This is a genomic window from Streptomyces sporangiiformans (assembly GCF_005768555.2).
Lineage (GTDB): Bacteria > Actinomycetota > Actinomycetes > Streptomycetales > Streptomycetaceae > Streptomyces > Streptomyces sporangiiformans.
In genome coordinates, this window is sequence record NZ_VCHX02000058.1 from 40211 (window position 1) to 60304 (window position 20094).

A 20094-nucleotide genomic window follows, 5' to 3' on the forward strand; every position below is an offset into this window, starting at 1 on the left:
GATGCCCACGTTCTCCCCCGGATCAGGACTCGGGCCGCTTGACGCTCTCCAAGAGCATGTCCAGCCATTCCGCGACCTTGTCCCGGTGCTGGTCCGTCGGTAGCTGTGCGGCGCGCCAGGCGATGCCACGGACCCCGTGGTCCTGGAGCAGCTGCTCGAAGGGGTCGGCCGCGGCTGCGGCCGAGGCTCTCTCGCGGTCGGCGAGCCGCTGGAGCAGCTCCTGCTCGGAGCGCTGGAGGGCGCCCGCCAACGCCTCGGGGTCCTCGGCCGTGAGGAACCCGGCGTGCACGCGGAAGAATCGCTGGATGGCGTCGCAGTGCTCCATGGTGGGGCGGCGGTCTCCATTGATGAGGGCACCCGCCTGCTGACGCGACATGCCCGCGCCGTCGGCGATCTCCTGCTGCGTGTACCGGCGGCCGTTCGGCTTCAGTCGCGTACGGCGCAGCAGGTCGAGGCGTTGCAGGAAGCGGGTCTGCAGATCCGGTTCACCGGCGGGCCGGCCGCTCAGCAGTGCCTTGACCACGACCTCCGGCACACCGGAAGCCACGGACAGGCGCTGGACGTCGAACACCTCGCTGTGCGGCACACCGAGCCGGTCCGCGAGCGCGTGGACGCGGGCCACCACGGCCGGCAGCAGACCCGTCGCGGTGGCGCCCGGAACCTCGAAGCCATCCGTCACCGACAGGTCTCCCACGTTTCTCTCGACCGCTCTGAGGAAGGTGCGGAACCATGGGGCGCGAAGCCCCCGGAATCCGGGTAGTGCACCGTGAACTTCCGGAGACTAGCCCCTCGTTCGAACTCACATCCAGGCCTCGCCACAACTGTGGCGAGATTCAATCGTCAACAGGCGCCAAATGCCACGATAGTTGACACGCCTCCACCGGTGATAGCAGGATCACGGCGCCGCGTGAAGGCCGCATAGGCAAGAGGGGTGACCTCCCGATGGAGTACCAGGCAGGAGGGCGGCGGCCGCGGCCGCGACCTGTCCCCGAGAGTCTCCAGGCTCAGGCGTATTTACAGGACTACGCCGCACTCCTGGAGGCCGTCCCCTTTCCGTCCGTCGTCTTCGATCACCGCTGGGATGTCGTCCTCGCGAACGACGCGTTCGAGACACTTTTTCGCGGCGTCGGACCGCATCCCACGGCCATGCCGGGGGACAACTTCCTCCGGTTCGTCCTGTTCCATCCGGATGCGGCCACGGTCCTCGCCGAGCACGAGTCGAGCTGGTGTCTGCCGATGCTGGCCCACTTCTCCGCCGCGATGGAGCGGCACGGTCAGGACCGTGTACTGCTGTCCATCCTCCGGGACATCGCCCAGGATCCGATCATGGACGCCGCGTACCGGCACGGCCTGCCGCACTGGATCCGCTCCGTCGGCCCGGGTGCCCTGGAGCACGACGGTGCCGTACGGCCGCTGTGGCACCCGGACCCTCGGTGGGGCCGTACCGACTGCCGGATCGTCGGCGAAACCCCCAAGACCCTCCAGGACATGGGCTATTCGCGCATGACACTGGTCCTGCGTGAGGCGGACCGCTCCACGGGCGTGACGCGCCGGGCCGCACGGGCGCGGCGCACGACGAGCCATCTCAGCGTGGTCCCCACCGCGAAGGCGTAACTCGTGAAGGCGTGACGGCCTGGCTCAGCCTCTGTCGCGACCCTCGCGAGGGCTGCCGGACCGGGTGCCGGACAGCCGTGGACGCCCGGGTCCGCGGGCAGCCAAGACACTCCTTCCGTCAGACGGAAGCCGGGTTGCCGAGTCGTGGTGGCCGTCACGACTGTGGTGACACCACCGGCAGCGCGGGGCGACGGCGCCCCGCTTCAAGGGACGGGACCGCCCATGCCTCATATGACCGCTTTCGCCAGGAATCAGTGGTACGTCGCCGCCTACGCCCACGAGGTCGGGCGCGAGCTGCTCGGCCGTACGATCCTCGGCGAGCCGCTCGTCTTCTATCGCACGGAGGAGGACGGGACACCCGTCGTCCTGCACGACCGGTGCGTGCACCGCCGCTACCCGCTGTCGGAGGCCCCCACCCGCCTCGACGGCGACCGGATCGTGTGCGGTTACCACGGCTTCACCTACGACACGACGGGCACCTGTGTGTACGTGCCTGGGCAGAAGCGTGTCCCGCGCACGGCCCGCGTCGCCTCGTACCCGGTGGTGGAGCAGGACTCCCTGATCTGGGTGTGGATCGGCGACCCGGCCCTCGCCGACCCGCAGACCATCCCGCGGGCCAAGCACCTCGACTCCCCGGGCTGGGTCACCGTCCGCGGCATGGAGCCCATCGACTGCGACTATGGTCTCCTCGTCGACAACCTCCTCGACCTCTCCCACGAGACGTATCTGCACGGCGGTTACATCGGCACCCCCGAGGTCGCCGAGACGCCGATCACCACCGAGGTCGACGAGGGCGCGGGCATCGTGCGCGTGAGCCGGCACATGGACGACGCCGAGTGCCCGCCGTTCTACGCCAGCTCCACCGGCATAGAGGGCCGCATCACCCGCTGGCAGGACATCGAGTACCACGCGCCCTGCCTCTACCTGCTGCACAGCCGTATCGCCCCGGTCGGCGTGGTGCCCGAGGAGGACGGCAGCGACCCGAACGGCTTCCACACCGAGATCACGTACGCGATCACGCCGTCCGCCGACGGCAAGGTGTACGACTTCTGGATGGTCTCGCGCGACTGGGCGACGGACGACGACGAGGTCACCGAGTTCCTGCGGGGCAACAACCGCACGGTCGTCATGCAGGACGTCACCGCGCTCAACCTGCTGCAGAAGACGCTCGGCACCGAGCGCCACGGTTACCAGGAGCTGAGCATCAACATCGACACCGGCGGTCTCGCCGCCCGCCGCATCCTCGCCCGGCTGGTCGAGGAGGGCGAGAAGCCCATGGAGAAGGTCCAGTGACAAGTCCCACCGGCGAGATCTACCGCATCGACTGGCTGCCGGGCACGGACATCCTGCACGGCACCTGTCACTGCGGCCGCGAGCACACCGCACAGGACCCCATCGAGATGTGGGAGTGGATGCTCGCCCACCCGCAAGGACACGAGCCGCAAGGACACGAGCCGCAAGGACACGAGCCACCAGGACACGAGCCGCAAGGAAACAGCTCATGACCTCGTACGAAGCCGAACTCGTCGTCAGCCGCCGGGAGCCCGCGGCCGACGGCGTGCTCACCCTCACCCTCCGCCACCCGCTGGGCGAGGAACTCCCCGCGTGGGAGCCGGGCGCGCACATCGACGTCCTCCTCGGCCCGGACCTGGAGCGGCAGTACTCGCTGTGCGGGGACCCGGCGGACCGGAGCGCCTGGCGGATCGGTGTCCTGCGCGAACCCGACGGGCGCGGTGGATCCGCGTACGTCCACGGGGAGTTGAGGGAAGGTGACAAGGTCCGTGTGCGCGGGCCGCGCAACAACTTCGCGCTCGAACCCGCCCCGCGCTACCGCTTCGTCGCGGGCGGCATCGGCATCACCCCGATCCTGCCGATGCTGGCTGCGGCCGACGCGGCGGGCGCTCAGTGGACGCTGCTCTACGGGGGCCGCACGCGCAACTCCATGGCCTTTACTGAGGAGTTGGCCGCGTACGGGGACCGGGTGACGATCGCCCCGCAGGACGAGTCCGGGCTGCTCGATCTCGGCTCCGTGCTCGACGACGTGCCCGAGGGCACCCTCGTCTACTGCTGCGGTCCGGGGCCGCTGCTGGACGCCGTCGAAGAGCGGTGCCCGGGCGGGGTGCTGCACGTCGAGCGGTTCCAGCCCAAGGAGCAGGAGACCGGTCCGGACAGCGAGTTCGAGGTCGTGCTGGAGCGCACGGGGAAGACGCTGACCGTGCCCGTGGGTGTGTCCGTCCTGGACACCGTGCGGGACGCGGGCGTCGAGGTGCTCTACTCCTGTACCGAGGGCACGTGCGGGACCTGCGAGACGGATGTCCTGGAGGGCACCCCGGACCACCGGGACTCGGTGCTCACCGACGAGGAGCGCGAGGCCGGAGAGACCATGCTCATCTGTGTGTCCCGGTGCCGGGGGCAGCGGCTGGTACTCGACCTGTAGCCGTGGTCGCCACCCCGAGGTCGGCCTCGATCCGGGCGACCGTGGCCAGCAGGTGCGGCAGCAGGTCACGGCGTACGGACTCCACCGAGTTACGGCTGGCGTGCACGGGGATGTTCACCGCAGCCACCACCTCGCCGTCCCGGTCGCGCACCGGGACGGCGACCGACCGCAGCCCCTCCTCCAGCTCCTGGTCGACGATCGCGTACCCCTGACGGCGCACGCGGCGCAGTTCGGCGCGCAGCGTCCCGGCCGAGACGATGGTGCGGGCCGTGAGGGGCGGTAGCTCGGCGCGGGCCAGCCGGGAGTCGATCTCCTCGTCCGGCAGGTGCGCGAGGATCACCCGGCCCACGGATGTCACATACGCCGGGAAACGGGTGCCGACGGTGATCGTCGCCATCATGATGCGACGCGTGGGCACGCGTGCCACGTACACGATGTCGTCCCCGTCGAGAACGCACAGCGACGACGACTCCCGTACCTGCGCGACGAGTTGCTCCAGATGCGGCTGGGCGAGGTCGGACAGTGTGAAGCCGGCCAGGAACGCGTAGCCGAGTTCGAGCACGCGCGGGGTGAGCCGGAACAGCCGGCCGTCGGTGTGGACGTACCCGAGGTCGACGAGCGTGAGCAGGAAGCGGCGGGCCGCCGCCCGGGTCAGTTCGCAGGAGCGGGCGACCTCGCTGAGCGTCAGCGAGGGATGCTCGGCGTCGAAGGCGCGGATCACCGCGAGACCGCGTTCGAAGGACCGGACGAAGTGCGGTTCGCGGGCTCCATCGGCCATCGTCGCCTCCACGAGGACGCACGGGAAGTGCGCTCTGTACGCACGAGGGTGCGCTGTGCGCACGCTAGGAGCACACTTCGGCAACTGTCAACGGCCTGCGCGTCCAGGGCATTGACCCGTACCCGGTGACGCTCTACTTTCCCGCTGAGCACTGTTGAGCACTTGTGTGCGGTCTGCGCACAACCCGTCGAAGAGCTGTCCCACTAGGGGGATCCATGCGTCGTCTGCTCATCTGCGTCGCGGCCGGCGCCGTGTTCGTCGCCGCGACGGCCTGCGGTTCGTCCGACTCCTCCGGGTCGGGCGGCGAGGACAAGGGGTCCGGCGGAACCACCACGCTCAAGGTCGGGGTCATTCCCATCCTGGACGTCGCCCCCGTCTACCTGGGCCAGAAGAAGGGCTTCTACGCCGAGCGCGGTCTCAAGCTGGAGCTGGTGCCCGCCCAGGGCGGCGCGGCGATCGTGCCCGGTGTCCTCAACGGCCAGTACCAGTTCGGTTTCAGCAACACGACGTCCCTGCTGGTCGCCCAGTCCAAGAACGTGCCCCTCAAGGCCGTGGCGAACGGCGTCGCCTCCACGGCCAAGGAGGGGGCCGATTTCATGGGCACCACGGTGAAGAAGGGCAGCCCGATCAAGTCCCCCAAACAGTTGGAGGGCAAGAAGGTCGCGGTCAACACGCTCAACAACATCTGCGACACCTCGATCAGGGAGTCGGTCCGCAAGGACGGCGGCGACCCGTCCAAGGTCAAGTTCGTCGAGATGCCCTTCCCGCAGATGCCCGCCGCGCTCGACGGCGGACAGGTCGACGCGGCCTGCACGCCGGAACCCTCGCTCGCCACCGTCAAGGCCGCGGGCGGCAAGTCCATCGCGTCGAGCTTCTACGACGTGGATCCGAACCTCACCGTGGCCATGTACTTCACCTCCCAGCAGTACGCCCAGAAGAACCCGGAGCTGGTGAAGAAGTTCCAGGAGGCGACCGCCGAATCGCTCAAGTACGCCGACAGCCACCCGGACGAGGTCCGCGAGATCCTCACCACGTACACGAAGATCCCCAGCACCCTGCTGGAGAAGCTGACCCTGCCGCACTGGCCCGCCGAGCCGGACCGCGCCTCCATCCAGAGGCTCGCCGAACTGGCCAAGCAGGACGGCCTCTTCAAGGAGACCCCCGACCTGGACAAGCTGCTGCCGTGAAGGACGTGCAGGACGCGCAGGAGAGGCAGCTCGACGACGCCGCGCAGGGGCCGACGCCACCCCTGCGGGCGGAGCGCCCGGGGCTGACCAACGCCGCCCTGGGCGCTGCCGGGCTCGCGGGCTTCCTCGCCCTGTGCGAGGCGGTTTCGCGGGTCGGCATCGTCTCCGACGACTACTTCCCGCCGGTCAGCCGCATCGCCGACGCGCTCGTCACCGAGCTCGGCGACCAGGCGTTCTGGACGGCGCTCGGAGACACGCTCACCGGCTGGGCGCTGGGGCTGGCGATCGCGGTGACGGCCGGGATCCTCGTCGGCGTCGTGATCGCGGTCGTGCCCTACCTGCGCGAGGTGACCGCCTCCACGATCGAGTTCCTGCGCCCGATCCCGTCGGTCGCGCTGATCCCGCTCGCGGTCCTGCTGTACGGCACAGAACTGCGCTCGGTGCTCCTGCTGGTGGTGTACGCCTCGTTCTGGCAGGTGCTGATCCAGACGCTGTACGGAGTGCAGGACGTCGACCCGGTCGCCGAGGAGACGGCCCGCAGTTACGGTCTCGGCACCTGGGCCCGGATCCGCCACGTCCTGTGGCCCTCTGCCCTGCCGTACGTCATGACGGGCGTCCGGCTGGCCGCCGCGGTCGCCCTCATCCTGGCCATCACCGCCGAACTCGTCATCGGAGCCCCGGGGTTGGGCCAGCGCATCGCCGTCGCCCAGACCTCGCAGGCCGTGCCGGAGATGTACGCGCTGGTGGTGGTCACCGGGGTGCTCGGGCTGCTGATCAACGTGGGCGCGCGGACGGTGGAGCGCCGGGCGCTGGCCTGGCACCAGTCGGTGCGCGGGGAGGTGGCGGTGTGAAGCTTTTGGCCCTGCGGCTGTTCTTCGTCCTCGCGTTGCCGCTGCTGCTGCTGGTCGCCTGGTGGTTCGCCTCCGCCGGCAGCACCGACGTGTACCGGCCGCCCCTGCGCACGATCCTCACCACGTTCCCGGACGTGTGGACGGGCGAGCGGCTGCGCGCCGACGTCCTGCCCAGTGTGCTGCGGCTGCTGGCCGGTTACACGTCGGCGGCCGTGGTCGGCGTCGCGCTGGGCACGGTCATCGGCTCGTACCGCCGCGTGCGGGCCGTGTGCGAACCGGTCCTGGAGTTCCTGCGGGCGGTGCCGCCGCCCGTCCTCGTGCCGGTCATCATGCTGTTCGCGGGCATCGGCGACACGATGAAGATCGCAGTGATCGCGAGCGGCTGCGTGTGGCCGATCCTGCTCAACACGGTCGAGGGCGTGCGGGCGGTGGACTCGGTCATGTCGGAGACGGCACGGTCGTACGGCATCGTGGGCGCGGCACGCCTGCGCCACGTGGTCCTCAGGTCGGCGAGCCCGCAGATCTTCGCGGGGCTGCGGCAGGCCCTGTCCATCGGCATCATCCTGATGGTGATCAGCGAGATGTCCGTGTCCAGCAACGGGCTCGGTTACACCGTCATCCAGTTCCAGCGCACGTTCGCGATCCCCGACATGTGGACCGGCATCCTGGTCCTCGGTCTGCTCGGGTTCCTGTTGTCGGTCCTCTTCCGGCTGGTCGAGCGTCGGGTGCTCGGCTGGTACCACGGTCTGCGCGCGTCCTCCCGGCGGTCGTCGTGATGCTTGAAGAGAAGCGTGAAAAGGGGCAGTCCATGCTCGACGTTCGCGGCCTCAAGAAGGTCTACGAAGGTTCCGGTCGCCGCGTGGAGGCGGTGCGGGACCTCACGTTCACCGTCGACGCGGGCGAACTCGTCTGTCTGGTCGGCCCGTCCGGCTGCGGAAAGACAACGCTGCTGAAGTGCGTGGCCGGACTGCTCACGCCCACGTCCGGCGAGATCCTGCTGGAGGAGCGTCGGGTGAGCGGTCCGCCGCCCGGCATGGCGGTGGTCTTCCAGGAGTACGGGCGCAGCCTGTTCCCCTGGATGCGGGTCGGCCAGAACGTCGAACTGCCGCTCAGGCAGAAGCAGTTGAGCAAGGCGCGGCGCCGCGAGCTGGTCGCCGACGCCTTGGAGTCGGTCGGGCTCGCCGACGCCGCGGGTGCGTATCCGTGGCAGCTGTCGGGCGGCATGCAGCAACGGGTGGCCATCGCCCGGGCGCTCGCGTACGAGCCGGATGTGCTGCTCATGGACGAGCCGTTCGCGGCGGTGGACGCCCAGACCCGCGCCGACCTCGAGGACCTGGTGCGCGGGCTGTGGCGGCAGCGGGGCATCACGATCCTCTTCGTGACGCACGACATCGACGAGGCCGTGTATCTCGGCGAGCGGGTGCTGATCCTCTCCGCCTCCCCGACCGTCGTCCAGGAGCAGCTCAAGGTCGATCTGCCCGCCGAGCGCGACCAGTTGCACACCCGGGTGGCCCCGCGCTTCGCCGAGCTGAGGACCCATGTGTACGAGCAGATCCAGGCGGCGAAGCGCGGTGGGCCGGGCCTGAAGGCGGACGCGCCTCCGCCTCGCTGAACGCGGCGGAGGCGGGCCTCGCGAACACACTGTGCGCGTGGGACGCCGTCGCTAGCGGGCCAGTTCCTTGTGGGCCGTCTCCGGCAGCCGCAGATAGACCACCGAGGAGACGAGGCAGAGCCCGGCCACGTACCAGGGAAAGAGCCCTGAATGGCCGATCTCCTTGAAGAGCGTGCCGACGTACGGGGCCGTGCCGCCGAACAGGGCCACGGTGAGCGAGTAGGGGAAGCCGATTCCGGCGGCGCGCACACGCGGCGGGAAGACCTCCGCGTTCACGGCCGCGCTGATCGAGGTGAAGCCGGTGAGCAGCACCATGCCAGCGCAACTCACGAGCAGCAGCACGGCGAACGAGTCGTGCAGGGAGCGCAGCAGCGGCACGCTCAGCAGGGCGAAGCCCAGACCGAAGAAGAGGAGGAGCGGACGGCGGCCGAAGCGGTCCGACAGCAGTCCGCCGAGCGGCTGGAGCAGTCCGAAGAACGCCAGCGAGATCGTGCCGGCGAGCAGCGCGTCGGACTTGTCGATGCCCGCGTTGAGCTCCGCGTACGTGGGCAGATACGAGGTCCAGGTGTAGTACGCGATGGTGCCGCCCGCCGTGATGCCGCAGATCAGCAGGGACTCGCGCGGGTGGTGCCGCAGGGCGTCCAACAGGCCCGGGCGCGGGGCCTGTTGCTGCTCGGCGCTCTGCGTCTCGTGGGCTCCCTGCCGGATCCAGAAGCCGACGAGACTCAGGGCGGCGCCGAGCAGGAACGGGACCCGCCAGCCCCAGCCTTCCATCTGTCCGTCGCTCAGCGCGCCGACGAGCAGAGCCGCCATGCCCGACGCCAGGAGCTGGCCCGCCGTCGTGGAGACGTACTGGAAACTGGAGAACAGGCCGCGTCGCCGGGGCCCAGCCGACTCGACGAGGAAAGTCGTGGAGGCCGCGAACTCGCCGCCCACGGACAACCCCTGGAGCAGCCGTGCGCAGACGAGCACGATGGGAGCGAGTACGCCGACGGCCGCGTACGTCGGCGTCAGTCCGACCAGCAGGCTGCTGCCGCCCATCAGCAGAATGGTGACCGTCAGCGCGGTGCGCCGCCCGTGCCGGTCCGCGACGGCGCCCATCACAAGCCCGCCGACCGGGCGCATGAAGAAGCCGACCGCGAAGACGGCGAAGGTCGACAGCAGCGGCACCAGGGAGTTGCCGGAACTCTTGGGGAAGATCTGGTCGGCGATGTACGTCGCGAGGAAGGTGTACGCGTACCAGTCGTACCACTCCACGGCATTGCCCACGGAAGCGGCGAGTAGCTGCCGTACCGGGCGCCGGGTGGGAGTGCGAGTGGGGTGGGTCTGTGTCATGACCGCGACCATCCCCAGCGCGATGGCCGCGCACACCTGACCGGAGCGAGGGGGGTGATCCGAACGACACCCCCTAGGCTTCCCGTCGCCGGTCGCGGAAGCGCTCCGGACGACAGCGCCCGACTGTTCGCGTCACGTATGCCCTCCGGTCACATCAGCGCCGCAAGCCCCTTTCCTGACATCTGCTGCTCTTGGAACACTCCTTTCGCGCACGTTCCAGCACTTCCCCAAGGGCCCCACTCCACCCAGTCCAGGACAAGAGGTCACCCAGCCATGTCTCAAGTGAACAGGCGTCGTTTCCTCCAACTCGCGGGCGGCACCGCGACGTTCAGCTCGCTGTCGGCCAGCATCGCCAAGGCCGCGTCGATTCCCGCGGGTTATCACCGCGGCACCATCGAGGACGTCGAGCACATCGTCGTCCTCATGCAGGAGAACCGGTCCTTCGACCACTACTTCGGCTCACTCAAAGGCGTCCGCGGCTTCGGCGACCCGCACCCCGTGACCCTCGACAGCGGCAAGTCGGTGTGGCACCAGCCCGACGGCAACAAGGACGTGCTGCCCTTCCACCCGGAAGCCGACGACCTGGGCATGCAGTTCCTGGAAGGCCTGCCGCACGGCTGGCCCGACGGGCAGGCCGCCTACAACGGGGGCAAGTACGACAGGTGGGTCCCCGCGAAGGGCACCACGACCATGGCGTACCTGACGCGCGAGGACATCCCGTTCCACTACGCGCTCGCCGACACCTTCACCATCTGCGACGCCTACCACTGCTCGTTCATCGGCTCCACCGACCCGAACCGCTACTACATGTGGACGGGTTACACGGGCAACGACGGCAAGGGCGGCGGCCCCGTCCTCGGCAACGACGAACTCGGCTACGGCTGGACCACCTACCCCGAGCGCCTGGAGGAGGCGGGGATCTCCTGGAAGATCTACCAGGACATCGGCGACGGTCTGGACGCGGCGGGCTCCTGGGGCTGGATCGAGGACGCCTACCGCGGCAACTACGGTGACAACTCGCTGCTCTACTTCAACAAGTACCGCAACGCCGCGCCCGGTGACCCGCTGTACGACAAGGCCCGCACCGGCACCGACGTCAAGAACGGCGACGGCTACTTCGATGCGCTGAAGGCCGACGTCAAGGCGGGCAAGCTGCCGCAGATCTCCTGGATCGCCTCCCCCGAGTCCTTCTCCGAGCACTCCAACTGGCCCTCGAACTACGGCGCCTGGTACATCGCACAGGTCCTGGACGCGCTCACCGCCAACCCCGAGGTCTGGGCGAAGACCGCGCTGTTCATCACGTACGACGAGAACGACGGCTTCTTCGACCACCTCGTGCCGCCGCTGCCGCCGCGCTCCGCCGACCAGGGCAAGTCCACCGTCGAGGTCGGCCCGGACCTCTTCGCGGGGAGCGCGACCCACGTCGCCGGCCCGTACGGCCTCGGCCCGCGGGTTCCGATGCTGGTGGTCTCGCCCTGGAGCAAGGGCGGTTACGTCTGTTCGGAGACCTTCGACCACACCTCGATCCTCCAGTTCATGGAGCGTCGCTTCGGGGTGCGCGAGCCGAACATCTCGCCGTGGCGGCGCGCGATCTGCGGCGACCTCACCGCCGCGTTCGACTTCACCCGCAAGGACGCCGCGCCGGTCGAACTCCCGGACACCGACGACTACGAACCGCCGGACCGCGAGCGCCACCCCGACTACCGCCCGAAGCTGCCGGCCGACCCGAGCATGCCCCGGCAGGAGCGCGGGCTGCGTCCGGCCCGCCCGCTCAAGTACGCGCCGAGGGTGGACGGTTCGGCAGACCCCGCGGCCGGGACGTTCACGCTGACCTTCGCCTCCGGTCGCAGGGCGGGCGCCTCGTTCCTCGTCACCTCGGGCCATCGCACCGACGGCCCGTGGATGTACACCACCGAGGAGGGCAAGAGCGTCTCGGACACCTGGAACTCGGCCGAGTCGAACGGCTCGTACGACCTGACCGTGCACGGCCCGAACGGCTTCCTGCGCGTCTTCAAGGGCCCAGGCAGGGTGGCCGGCCCCGAGGTCACCGCGCGGCATTTCGGCGACGACGTCGAGTTGACCTTCACGAACAAGGGCGCCGTCGCTGCGAGCCTGAAGCTCACGAACGGCTATGGAGGACAGCCCCGGACGTTCAAGGTGCGGCCCGGCGCGACCGTGCGGCACACCGTGGATCTGCGGACGAGCAGGCGCTGGTACGACCTGACCGTGGCGTCCGACGCGGACCCCTCGTTTCTGCGAAGGTTCGCCGGACATGTCGAGAACGGGCAGCCGGGCGTCAGCGACCCCGCCATCATCACGGTGTAGGAGAAGCGATGAGGTCCACACCATATCGACCGGTCACATACCGGTGGGCTCGCGGTAGTGTGCCCCGGTGACCACGCACTCGAACACACCTGCAGGCTGGTACCCGGATCCTCAGGGGGCGCCCCAGACGCTCCGCTACTGGGACGGTGCACAGTGGACCCAGCACACCAGTCCGGACCAGCAGGGTCAGGGCGCTCAGCAGCCGCAGGCCGTGCCTCAGCCCGCTCAGCAGGCGGGGCAGTCCGTTCCGCAGCAGGCGCCCGGATTCGACGCGCGTGTGCAGCGGCAGGTGCAGCAGCAGGCCGGGGTCGCGGCGAACGCGGCCGGTGGAGGCACCCTGTTCACCGAGCCGGTCCTGGTGGTGAACCAGAAGGCCAAGCTGATCGAGCTGACCAACGAGTACAAGGTCATGGACCAGCAGGGCAACCAGCTCGGCTCGGTCGTGCAGGTCGGGCAGAGCGCGCTGAAGAAGGTCGCACGGTTCATAGCCAGCATCGACCAGTTCATGACCCACAAGCTGGAGATCCGTGACGCCTACGGTCAGCCGCAGTTGCTGCTGACGCGCCCCCGCAAGTTCATGAAGTCGCGGGTGCTGGTGGCGCGTCCGGACGGGCAGCCGGTCGGCGAGATCGTCCAGCAGAACATGATCGGAAAGATCAACTTCGCGATCATGGCCAACGGCCAGCAGGTCGGCGCGATCAAGGCGGAGAACTGGCGCGCCTGGAACTTCGCGATCGTCGATCACGCGGACAACGAGGTCGCCCGGATCACCAAGACCTGGGAAGGCCTGGCCAAGACGATGTTCACGACCGCGGACAACTACGTCCTGCAGATCCATTTCCAGCTTCCCGAGCCCCTGCTGAGCCTTGTGGTTGCTACGGCCCTGACGGTCGACACGGCGCTCAAGCAGGACAAGCGCGGCCTGGGCTGACAGGGCGTGATGCGGCAAGGACCGGCAAGGGCGGTCGCGGATCTCCGCGACCGCCCTTCCCGCTGTGATGCCGTCACCTCGTTCAGCCTGCTTGACCTTCGTTGACCGTCGGAGAGCTCACAGGGGAGTGAGGTGCTCCGGCTTCTGCTGCCGGGGCAGCAGCGAGGGCTCCGGTGACGCCGACCCGGGCTCCAGCGCCAGTACCGCCGCGACGGGATGGTCGTGGTCGCCGGCCAGGGGCGGCTCGGGCGTCGTGCGCCGCGTTTCGGGTGTCGCATGCGAGAGAGTGACGACGCCCCAAGAGGCGACCCCCGCCCCTGCCAACGCCGGCAACAGACCCGCCACCCCGCCCTGCAACCCCTCGCCCAGCAGGAAGAGGCCGATGACCGCGGCGGCTGTCGGGTTGGCCAGCGTCACCACCGCGAGTGGCGCGCCGAGGCCGCCCCGGTAGGCGGTCTGCGACAGCAGCAGCCCGGCCGTCGCGAACGCCGCGACCAGCAGGGCGACCACGACCACCTGCGCGCTGAGCAGCGGTCCCGAGCCGTCCGTCGCGGCCACGGTCACGGTCTGCGTGAGAGCGGACGCGACACCCGAGGCGAAGCCGGACGCGGTCGCGTGCCGCAGCCCGGGACGCGTGCCGGGCCGGGACAGGACGCCGATCACGACCGTGGTCGTGCCCGCGACCGCCAGCGCTTCCGGCACGCTCAGCACCTCGCCGGGCGAGGACCCGGACGCGGTGGCGAGCAGCGCGGCGAGCCCGGTCAGCGTGAGGGCCGTACCCCGCCACTCGACCCCGCTGACCCGCCGGCCCGCCGCCCGTGCGCCGAGTGGCACGGCGGCGACCAGGGTGAGCGCGCCGAGTGGCTGGACCAGGGTGAGCGGCCCGTACTTGAGGGCGGCCACGTGCAGCAGCGCGGCGGACCCGTTGAGCGCGACCGAGGACCACCACGCGCCGCTGCCGAGGAGGTTCAGTACGCCGGAGCCGGGGGTCCGGGAGGCCAGCCGCTCCTGGGCCACGGCCGCGGCGGCGTACGCGACGGCGGAGAAAAGCGAGAGGACGACGGCGACGACGGTGGCGCTCATCGGCCGGCTCCCACGAGTTCGGGAGCCGAGTCCCCGGTCGGCACCAGGGGCTCGGGTGCCGTGTCCTCCGGCGGTGTCGCGGCCTCCGGTCGCGTGTCCGCCGCCGGTGTCCCGGGCTGCGGGGAACCGTCCGGAGCCGTCGTCCGGTGCGGTGGCCGGACCACCGCGAGGACGATGCCCAGCAGCGCGGCCGCGACGATCGCGTCGAGCCAGTAGTGATTCGTGGTACCGACGATCACGAGCAGGGTGAGCAGCGGATGCAGCAGCCACAGCGGGCGCCACCGTGACCTGGTCGCGACGATGAGGCCGATCGCCACCATCAGTGCCCAGCCGAAGTGCAGTGACGGCATCGCCGCGAACTGGTTCGACAAGGAGTCGGTCTCCGGCGAGGCCCCGTACACCGTCGGCCCGTACGCCTGCCCGGTGTCCACCAGACCCGCCGTGTCGAGCATGCGCGGCGGGGCGAGCGGGAACGCGAGATGCAGCATCAGGGCGGCGGCGGTGACCGCGGCGAGGACCCGGCGGGCCCAGACGTAGTGCGCGGGGCGCCGCAGGTACAGCCAGATCAGGAACGCCGCGGTGGCGGGGAAGTGGACCGTCGCGTAGAAGAGGTTCGCGAGGTGCACGAGGGTGTCGCTGTGCAGCAGCCCGGACTGGACGGCGCCTTCGCCGGGCACGCGCAGGGCCCGCTCCAGGTCCCATGCGCGGCGCGCGTTGTCGAAGGCCTCGCCGGTATGGCCGGTGGCCAGTTGGCGGCCGAGCTTGTAGACGAGGAAGAGTCCCGCGACGAGCAGGAGTTCACGGACGAGGGGCGGCCGCGATATCGCGGCCGCCCCGTCTGGCGCAGGCTCGGTGCGGGCTTTCATCCCCCGGCCCCCTTGCTGACGGTGGCGCACGAAGTGGTGTGGGACGAGCCCAGGGCAGGGCCCACTCGACACAGGAGTGNCGAAGTGGTGTGGGACGAGCCCAGGGCAGGGCCCACTCGACACAGGAGTGGGTCCTGCCCAAGGCTCATCGATACGCCACTGTACCGATACGACTCCGTTTCGGTACAGTGGCGTATCGATAGACGTACGACACACTGGGAGCGGGCCACCGGGCCGCGGGGACGAGTGAGGAGAAGGCCATGGCGTCGCAGGCAGCGGACGGACCGCAGACGGGCGCCGCCTCGCGCCGCTCCAAGCTCACGCCCGAGCGTGAGCGCGAGTTCTTCGGCGCCGCGCTCGACCAGATCCGTGAGTGCGGCTATGACGCGCTGACCATGGAAGGTGTCGCCGCCAGCACCCGGTGCAGCAAGTCCACGCTCTACCGGCAGTGGAAGACGAAGCCCCAGTTCGTGGCGGCCGCGCTGCGTGCCCTCAACTGTCCGCGGTTCGCGGGCATCGACACCGGCTCGCTCGCCGGCGATCTACGGGCGGCCGCGCGCGCCGCGGGCGAGCGGTCCGACGAGGACGCCAAGCTCCTGCAGGCGCTCGGACCCGCCGTCCTGCAGGACGAGGAGCTGGAGCGCGCGCTGCGCGACGCGCTCGTGGAACCCGAGCTCGGCGCACTCCAGGAGATGCTCCGGCGCGCGGTCGACCGGGGCGAGATCGCCGCCGGCCACCCGGCCCTGGAGTTCGTGCCCGCGCAGCTGCTTGCCATGATCCGGCTCCGTCCGCTTCTGGAGGGGCAGCACGCGGATGCCGACTATCTCGTCCGTTATGTGGAGGCGGCCCTGATCCCCGCCCTGGGACTCTCGGAGTCCACCTGAGACGCGGGCCGTCGTCCGTGGGATGACCGGACGGCCGCCTGCTCGCGCCGCACCGTGGGGACGGGGGCGGCGCGAACCCCCGGCCGGGTGGGGTCTCTCCTGAGCGGAGAGGATCCCCACCCGGCCGACCGGTGTCACACGTTCTGGCCGTTGCCGCCGCCCGCGGCGGCCTTGATGCCCTTGGTGATCTCGTCGATCACGGACTGCTTGGGGGCCTTGTCGTCGACGTCGATGCCGAAGCGGACGACCACGAGGAGCTCCGGCGTGGCGGGGGAGGGGAAGGCGAGCGACTCGACATAACCGTCGTCGCCCTTGCTCGTGACGACCTTCCAGCGGACCATGTAGCCCTTCTGGCCCGCCACGGTCACCGCCTTCGAGGCGAGTTCGTCGTGCGAGGTGATCTTGCCGTAGGTCGTGCCGCCGTAGGAGTCCTCGGCGTTCTTGGAGATGTCCTCCTTGGCGGCCGCCTCGGCGGTGGTCGCCTTGATCTTCCAGGCCACGGCGGGTGCGGAGTTGGCCCCGCCGCGCAGGCACTGCTTGGAGGTGTCGCCGGGGCACTTGTACGTTCCCGTCGACACCGAGGCGCCGACCTGCTCGGACTTTCCGGTCCAGCCGTCGGGCACGGGCAGGCTGATGCCACTGATCGCGTCGGTGGCGTAGCCGTCCTCGGTGCGTGGTGGCCGGGGCTGCCCCGGGGCACCGCTCTCTCCGCCGTCGGGGCCGCCCTGACCGCCGCCGCCGTCCTGCCCCTGAGGGCCCGGCCGGGTGGGTGCCGGGCGGGCGTTGTTCTGATCGCCGCCGCCCGAGCCGTCGTTCGCGGTCAGCGCGTACACACCGCCGCCTATGCCCGCGAGGACCGCGACCGCCGCGGCGATCGCGATGCCCGTGCGCAGGCCGCGGCGCGGCGAACCGGGCGGCATGGCCGGATACGGTCCGGCGGCCGGCGCATACGCGGGGGGACCCCATGCGGCCGGCCCGACGGGGCGGGTCTGCTGCGTCCACGTCTTTCCGTCCCACCAGCGTTCCGTGGCGGGACCGTCACTTGTCTGCCCGGGGTCGGGATACCAGCCGGGGGGAGTCTCCTGGGTCATGGGTCCCACCGTATGAGCCTCGGGTGAAAGCCGGATGAGAACCTTCCGGCCGACTTCGCCGGATCACACCCGAACGCCGGCCGCACCCGGTCGTCCGTCCCAGGTCGTCCGCACCCGGCCGTCGGTGCCGCCGGCCGTCGCGGGACGAGCGAAAGTTGGGCGTCAATCCCCGGCCGACGCCTGGCAGTTGTTTTCATCGCGCAGGTCGGCGGCCCTCGGCCGTCGCCTCCCGTCCCCGGTTGTCACCCATCATGGCAACAGGTGTCCCGACCAGCCGCCATGGCGGCTTCCGGAGGGCTACGCTCAAGGTTTGTACGTCATTTGGGCGACCTGGGGAGGTAGCGGGATGACGGAGGCACGGCGGGGAACGGCTGCCTCGGCTCCTCTCTGGGAGCGCGACGCGGAGCTCGCGGCGATCGCGGAGGCCGTCGACGCCCTGTGCTCCGGTACGGCCTTGGGCGGCCTGGTGGTGTTCAGCGGCGAGGCCGGCATCGGCAAGACCGCACTGCTCGCCGAGGCCCGCCGGATGGCGGAGGGCCGCCGCTGCACGGTGTGGTCGGCGCGTGGCGGCGAGACCCTCACGTCCGTCCCCTTCAATGTCGTACGGCAGTTGCTGCAGCCCGCCCTCATATCGCTCATGCCCGACGAGGCACGCGAGTACTTCGGCGACTGGTACGACATCGCCGGGCCCGCCCTCGGGATCGCGGAGCCGGGCGCGCGACAGGCCGATCCGCAGGGCGTGTGCGACGGTCTGGTCGCGGCGGTGCGCCGGCTCGCCCGGCGCGAGTGGCCGCTCGTGCTGATCATCGACGACGCACACTGGGCCGACCAGGAGACCCTGCACTGGCTGGCCGCCTTCGCGGAACGCCTCGACGACCTGCCCGTCCTCGTCCTGGTCGCCCGCCGACCCGAAGGGCTCACCGGAGCCAGCGCCCGCCACCTCGACGCGGTCGCCGCCACGGCCGGACCGACCGCCACCCTGCGCGCGCTGACCCCGGACGCCACCGCGGGAATCACCCGCGCCACGCTCGGCGCGCACGCCGACAACCCGTTCTGCCGTGAGGTGTGGGCGGTCACCGGCGGCAACCCGTACGAGACCGTGGAACTCCTCGCCAAGGTCCAGGACAGCGAACTGCAACCGGTCGAGGGGTCGGCCGCCGAACTGCGCGGCCTCAACCAGTCGGCGCGCGGCCGTGGACTCGTCGACCGCCTCGAAGGGCTCGGCGTCGACGCCACGCGGCTGGCCTGGGCGGCCGCCATCCTCGGCACCCGGATCTCCCTCGACCTCGCGGCCGATCTCGCCGGGATGCCGCCCGAGGACGCGCAGCGCTGTGCGGAACTCCTGGGCGCGGCCCGAATCCTCACCGAGGCCGACCGGGCGGGCGGTCAAGCGGCCGGCGGAGAGCTGGAGTTCGTGCACCCGCTCATCGCGAGCGCCGTGTACCGCTCGATACCGGACGGCCTGCGTACCGCGATGCACGGTGTGGCCGCCTCGGTCGTCACCGCGTCCGGCCGCGGCGCCGCGGCGGCCTCCCGCCATCTCCTGGAAGTGCACCCGGACGACGACCCCGAGGTCGTCGAACAGATGCGTGAGGCGGCCCGCGAGCACCTCGCTGTCGGCGCCCCCGACGCGGCCCGCCGCTGTCTGGAGCGCGCCCTGCTGGAGCCCCCGGTACCGGAGGTCCACGCGCATGTGCTCTACGAGTTGGGCTGCGCCACCCTTCTCACCTCGCCCGCCACCACGATCCAGCATCTGCGGGAGGCGCTCACCCTGCACGGCCTGGAGCGCGACCTGCGCGTCGACGCCGTCTGCCGTCTCTCCCAGGCGCTCGTCCACAACGACCAGCTGGAAGAGGCCGTCCGCGCGATCGACGAGGAAGCCGCCCGGCTGAAGCCCGGCCCGGCCCGGATGCGTCTGCAGGCCGTGCACTACATGTGGGAGGGCATCCACGCCGGCGAGGAGGACGCGTCCGGCCGCTCCCGCCGCCTCGCCGAGCTCGTCAAGCCGCTGACCGGCCGCGACAACTCCGAGCGCGCCCTGCTCATCCTGCGTGCCTTCGACGCCATGACCCGAGGGGAGAACGCGGAGGAGGTCGTCGAGCTGTGCGACCGCGCCCTCGTCAACGGCCGCCTCGCGCCCGGTCTCGGCTGGACCGACACCGAGTGGACCTTCGAGCTCCTCATGATGCTCGGCGTCTCCTACACCTACGCCGACTGCCTCGACCGCGCCGAGAGCCTCTTCTCGGAGGCCCGGCGGGCGTATGAGACCGCCGGGTGGAGCGGCGGCCATCTGGCTCTCGCACTCGCCTACGGCGGCTATGTGCACCGCAGACGCGGCAGCCTCACGGTGGCGGAGGAACTTCTGCGCGAGTCGCTGCGGCTGGCCGACCGCGTGGGTCGTGGACTGCCCATGCACTGGTCCTCGGTCTGCATGCTCGTCGACACGCTGCTCGCCCGCGGCCATGTCGGCGCGGCCGAGGAGATCGCCGAGCGCTACTCCTTCGAGCCGCCCCACCCGTCCACGATCGTGCTGCCCGACACCCACTCCGTCCGCGGCCGCCTCCTGATCGCCACCGGCCGTGTGGAGGACGGACTGAACGAGCTGGAGACCGCGGAGAAGGTGGCGGCGTCCCGCGGCGGCCACAACACGGTGATGGCGCCCTGGGCGGCCGACCTCGCCCTGACCCTCGCCGCCCAGGACCCGCGGCGCGCCGCGGAAGTGGCGGCCGACCTCCGCGTCCAGGCCGAACGCTTCGGCACCGACACGGCCATAGGAGAGGCTCTCCGCTGCGCGGCCGCCCTGGAGACCGGCCAACGCGCGGTGGCCCTGTACACCCAGGCAGTCACCTACCTGGAGGCCTCTCCGTGCTCCTACGAACACGCCTTGGCCCGGGTCGAGTACGGCATCGCTTCCCGCTCCGTCACCGAGCTCGAGCGCGGTCTGACGCTGGCCCGCTCCTGCGGCGCGGATGGCCTCGCGGCGAGGGCGGAGGGGGCGCTGGCGGCGGGGGGTGGCCGACGCTAGCCGTTGGGGGCCTGGCAGGGTTTTTCGCCCCCGCCGCCCCTACCCGTCCCATCCCTGGGGCTCCGCCCCAGACCC

At 70.6% G+C, this 20094-nt stretch carries 18 protein-coding genes; 12 read left to right on the forward strand and 6 right to left on the reverse strand.

Annotated features, from left to right (window positions below):
- Positions 1–22: 22 nt before the first annotated feature.
- Entirely contained in the window at positions 23–679 is a 657-nt protein-coding gene (locus FGD71_RS05270; RefSeq protein ID WP_119099214.1) for a helix-turn-helix domain-containing protein, read from the reverse strand.
- A 263-nt stretch (positions 680–942) separates the two neighbouring features.
- Here FGD71_RS05270 and FGD71_RS05275 point away from each other — a divergent pair, with 263 nt between their 5' ends.
- From FGD71_RS05275 to FGD71_RS05290, 4 genes are all read left to right on the forward strand, one after another.
- Positions 943–1614, forward strand: a complete 672-nt coding sequence (locus FGD71_RS05275) for an MmyB family transcriptional regulator (protein ID WP_119099195.1) — start codon at positions 943–945, stop codon at positions 1612–1614.
- 222 nt (positions 1615–1836) lie between these two features.
- Positions 1837–2907, forward strand: a complete 1071-nt coding sequence (locus tag FGD71_RS05280) for an aromatic ring-hydroxylating oxygenase subunit alpha (protein WP_181359124.1) — start codon at positions 1837–1839, stop codon at positions 2905–2907.
- Entirely contained in the window at positions 2904–3119 is a 216-nt protein-coding gene (locus tag FGD71_RS05285) for a hypothetical protein (protein WP_119099197.1), read from the forward strand. The genes FGD71_RS05280 and FGD71_RS05285 overlap by 4 nt, the downstream gene beginning before the upstream one ends.
- Positions 3116–4051: a PDR/VanB family oxidoreductase gene (locus FGD71_RS05290; RefSeq protein ID WP_119099198.1), complete on the forward strand. Its 936-nt coding sequence runs from the start codon at positions 3116–3118 to the stop codon at positions 4049–4051. Before FGD71_RS05285 ends, FGD71_RS05290 begins: the two co-directional genes overlap by 4 nt.
- On the opposite strand, the gene FGD71_RS05295 is transcribed toward FGD71_RS05290, so the two are convergent.
- Positions 4002–4829: an IclR family transcriptional regulator domain-containing protein gene (locus tag FGD71_RS05295; protein WP_119099199.1), complete on the reverse strand. Its 828-nt coding sequence runs from the start codon at positions 4827–4829 to the stop codon at positions 4002–4004. The two genes, FGD71_RS05290 and FGD71_RS05295, sit on opposite strands and share 50 nt — an antisense overlap.
- A gap of 215 nt (positions 4830–5044) precedes the next feature.
- Here FGD71_RS05295 and FGD71_RS05300 point away from each other — a divergent pair, with 215 nt between their 5' ends.
- The 4 genes from FGD71_RS05300 to FGD71_RS05315 all read left to right on the forward strand — a co-directional run bounded on the left by FGD71_RS05300 (position 5045) and on the right by FGD71_RS05315 (position 8479).
- Positions 5045–6016, forward strand: a complete 972-nt coding sequence (locus tag FGD71_RS05300; RefSeq protein ID WP_119099200.1) for an ABC transporter substrate-binding protein — start codon at positions 5045–5047, stop codon at positions 6014–6016.
- 83 nt (positions 6017–6099) lie between these two features.
- Positions 6100–6867 (forward strand): ABC transporter permease, encoded by a 768-nt coding sequence (locus FGD71_RS05305; RefSeq protein WP_119099215.1) that lies wholly within the window; start codon positions 6100–6102, stop codon positions 6865–6867.
- Positions 6864–7643 carry an ABC transporter permease gene (locus FGD71_RS05310; RefSeq protein WP_119099201.1) on the forward strand — a complete coding sequence of 260 codons (780 nt, stop codon included), beginning with the start codon at positions 6864–6866 and terminating at the stop codon, positions 7641–7643. Before FGD71_RS05305 ends, FGD71_RS05310 begins: the two co-directional genes overlap by 4 nt.
- A gap of 32 nt (positions 7644–7675) precedes the next feature.
- Entirely contained in the window at positions 7676–8479 is an 804-nt protein-coding gene (locus FGD71_RS05315) for an ABC transporter ATP-binding protein (RefSeq protein WP_181359125.1), read from the forward strand.
- A gap of 51 nt (positions 8480–8530) precedes the next feature.
- Here FGD71_RS05315 and FGD71_RS05320 read toward each other — a convergent pair whose 3' ends face one another.
- Entirely contained in the window at positions 8531–9826 is a 1296-nt protein-coding gene (locus FGD71_RS05320) for an MFS transporter (RefSeq protein ID WP_119099202.1), read from the reverse strand.
- 261 nt (positions 9827–10087) lie between these two features.
- Between FGD71_RS05320 and FGD71_RS05325 the strand changes: the two genes are divergently transcribed.
- Both FGD71_RS05325 and FGD71_RS05330 read left to right on the forward strand, forming a co-directional pair.
- Positions 10088–12139 (forward strand): phosphocholine-specific phospholipase C, encoded by a 2052-nt coding sequence (locus FGD71_RS05325; protein ID WP_119099203.1) that lies wholly within the window; start codon positions 10088–10090, stop codon positions 12137–12139.
- Positions 12140–12206: 67 nt separating this feature from the next.
- The gene (locus tag FGD71_RS05330; protein ID WP_119099204.1) at positions 12207–13070 is read left to right on the forward strand and encodes an LURP-one-related family protein; all 864 of its coding nucleotides are present in this window, start codon (positions 12207–12209) and stop codon (positions 13068–13070) included.
- Between the two features lie 117 nt (positions 13071–13187).
- Here FGD71_RS05330 and FGD71_RS05335 read toward each other — a convergent pair whose 3' ends face one another.
- The gene (locus tag FGD71_RS05335) at positions 13188–14153 is read right to left on the reverse strand and encodes a DMT family protein (RefSeq protein ID WP_119099205.1); all 966 of its coding nucleotides are present in this window, start codon (positions 14151–14153) and stop codon (positions 13188–13190) included.
- Positions 14150–15019: a phosphatase PAP2 family protein gene (locus FGD71_RS05340; protein WP_119099206.1), complete on the reverse strand. Its 870-nt coding sequence runs from the start codon at positions 15017–15019 to the stop codon at positions 14150–14152. Before FGD71_RS05340 ends, FGD71_RS05335 begins: the two co-directional genes overlap by 4 nt.
- 260 nt (positions 15020–15279) lie before the next feature.
- Here FGD71_RS05340 and FGD71_RS05345 point away from each other — a divergent pair, with 260 nt between their 5' ends.
- Positions 15280–15903 carry a TetR/AcrR family transcriptional regulator gene (locus tag FGD71_RS05345; protein WP_119099207.1) on the forward strand — a complete coding sequence of 208 codons (624 nt, stop codon included), beginning with the start codon at positions 15280–15282 and terminating at the stop codon, positions 15901–15903.
- A gap of 134 nt (positions 15904–16037) precedes the next feature.
- On the opposite strand, the gene FGD71_RS05350 is transcribed toward FGD71_RS05345, so the two are convergent.
- Positions 16038–16994: a DUF2510 domain-containing protein gene (locus tag FGD71_RS05350; RefSeq protein ID WP_119099208.1), complete on the reverse strand. Its 957-nt coding sequence runs from the start codon at positions 16992–16994 to the stop codon at positions 16038–16040.
- A 346-nt stretch (positions 16995–17340) separates the two neighbouring features.
- On the opposite strand from FGD71_RS05350, the gene FGD71_RS05355 reads away from it, so the two are divergent.
- A complete protein-coding gene (locus FGD71_RS05355) occupies positions 17341–20019 on the forward strand; it encodes an ATP-binding protein (RefSeq protein WP_119099209.1) in 2679 nt (892 codons plus the stop codon).
- The last annotated feature ends 75 nt before the right edge of the window (positions 20020–20094 follow it).

Bases quoted from the DNA above. Each gene is read 5' to 3' on its own strand.
- FGD71_RS05290 (WP_119099198.1), top strand. From the start codon at position 3,116: ATGACCTCGTACGAAGCCGAACTCGTCGTCAGCCGCCGGGAGCCCGCG.
- FGD71_RS05315 (WP_181359125.1), top strand. From the start codon at position 7,676: ATGCTCGACGTTCGCGGCCTCAAGAAGGTCTACGAAGGTTCCGGTCGC.
- FGD71_RS05350 (WP_119099208.1), bottom strand. From the start codon at position 16,994: ATGACCCAGGAGACTCCCCCCGGCTGGTATCCCGACCCCGGGCAGACA.
- FGD71_RS05275 (WP_119099195.1), top strand. From the start codon at position 943: ATGGAGTACCAGGCAGGAGGGCGGCGGCCGCGGCCGCGACCTGTCCCC.
- FGD71_RS05295 (WP_119099199.1), bottom strand. From the start codon at position 4,829: ATGGCCGATGGAGCCCGCGAACCGCACTTCGTCCGGTCCTTCGAACGC.
- FGD71_RS05345 (WP_119099207.1), top strand. From the start codon at position 15,280: ATGGCGTCGCAGGCAGCGGACGGACCGCAGACGGGCGCCGCCTCGCGC.
- FGD71_RS05355 (WP_119099209.1), top strand. From the start codon at position 17,341: ATGACGGAGGCACGGCGGGGAACGGCTGCCTCGGCTCCTCTCTGGGAG.
- FGD71_RS05325 (WP_119099203.1), top strand. From the start codon at position 10,088: ATGTCTCAAGTGAACAGGCGTCGTTTCCTCCAACTCGCGGGCGGCACC.
- FGD71_RS05320 (WP_119099202.1), bottom strand. From the start codon at position 9,826: ATGGTCGCGGTCATGACACAGACCCACCCCACTCGCACTCCCACCCGG.
- FGD71_RS05340 (WP_119099206.1), bottom strand. From the start codon at position 15,019: ATGAAAGCCCGCACCGAGCCTGCGCCAGACGGGGCGGCCGCGATATCG.
- FGD71_RS05300 (WP_119099200.1), top strand. From the start codon at position 5,045: ATGCGTCGTCTGCTCATCTGCGTCGCGGCCGGCGCCGTGTTCGTCGCC.
- FGD71_RS05335 (WP_119099205.1), bottom strand. From the start codon at position 14,153: ATGAGCGCCACCGTCGTCGCCGTCGTCCTCTCGCTTTTCTCCGCCGTC.
- FGD71_RS05280 (WP_181359124.1), top strand. From the start codon at position 1,837: ATGCCTCATATGACCGCTTTCGCCAGGAATCAGTGGTACGTCGCCGCC.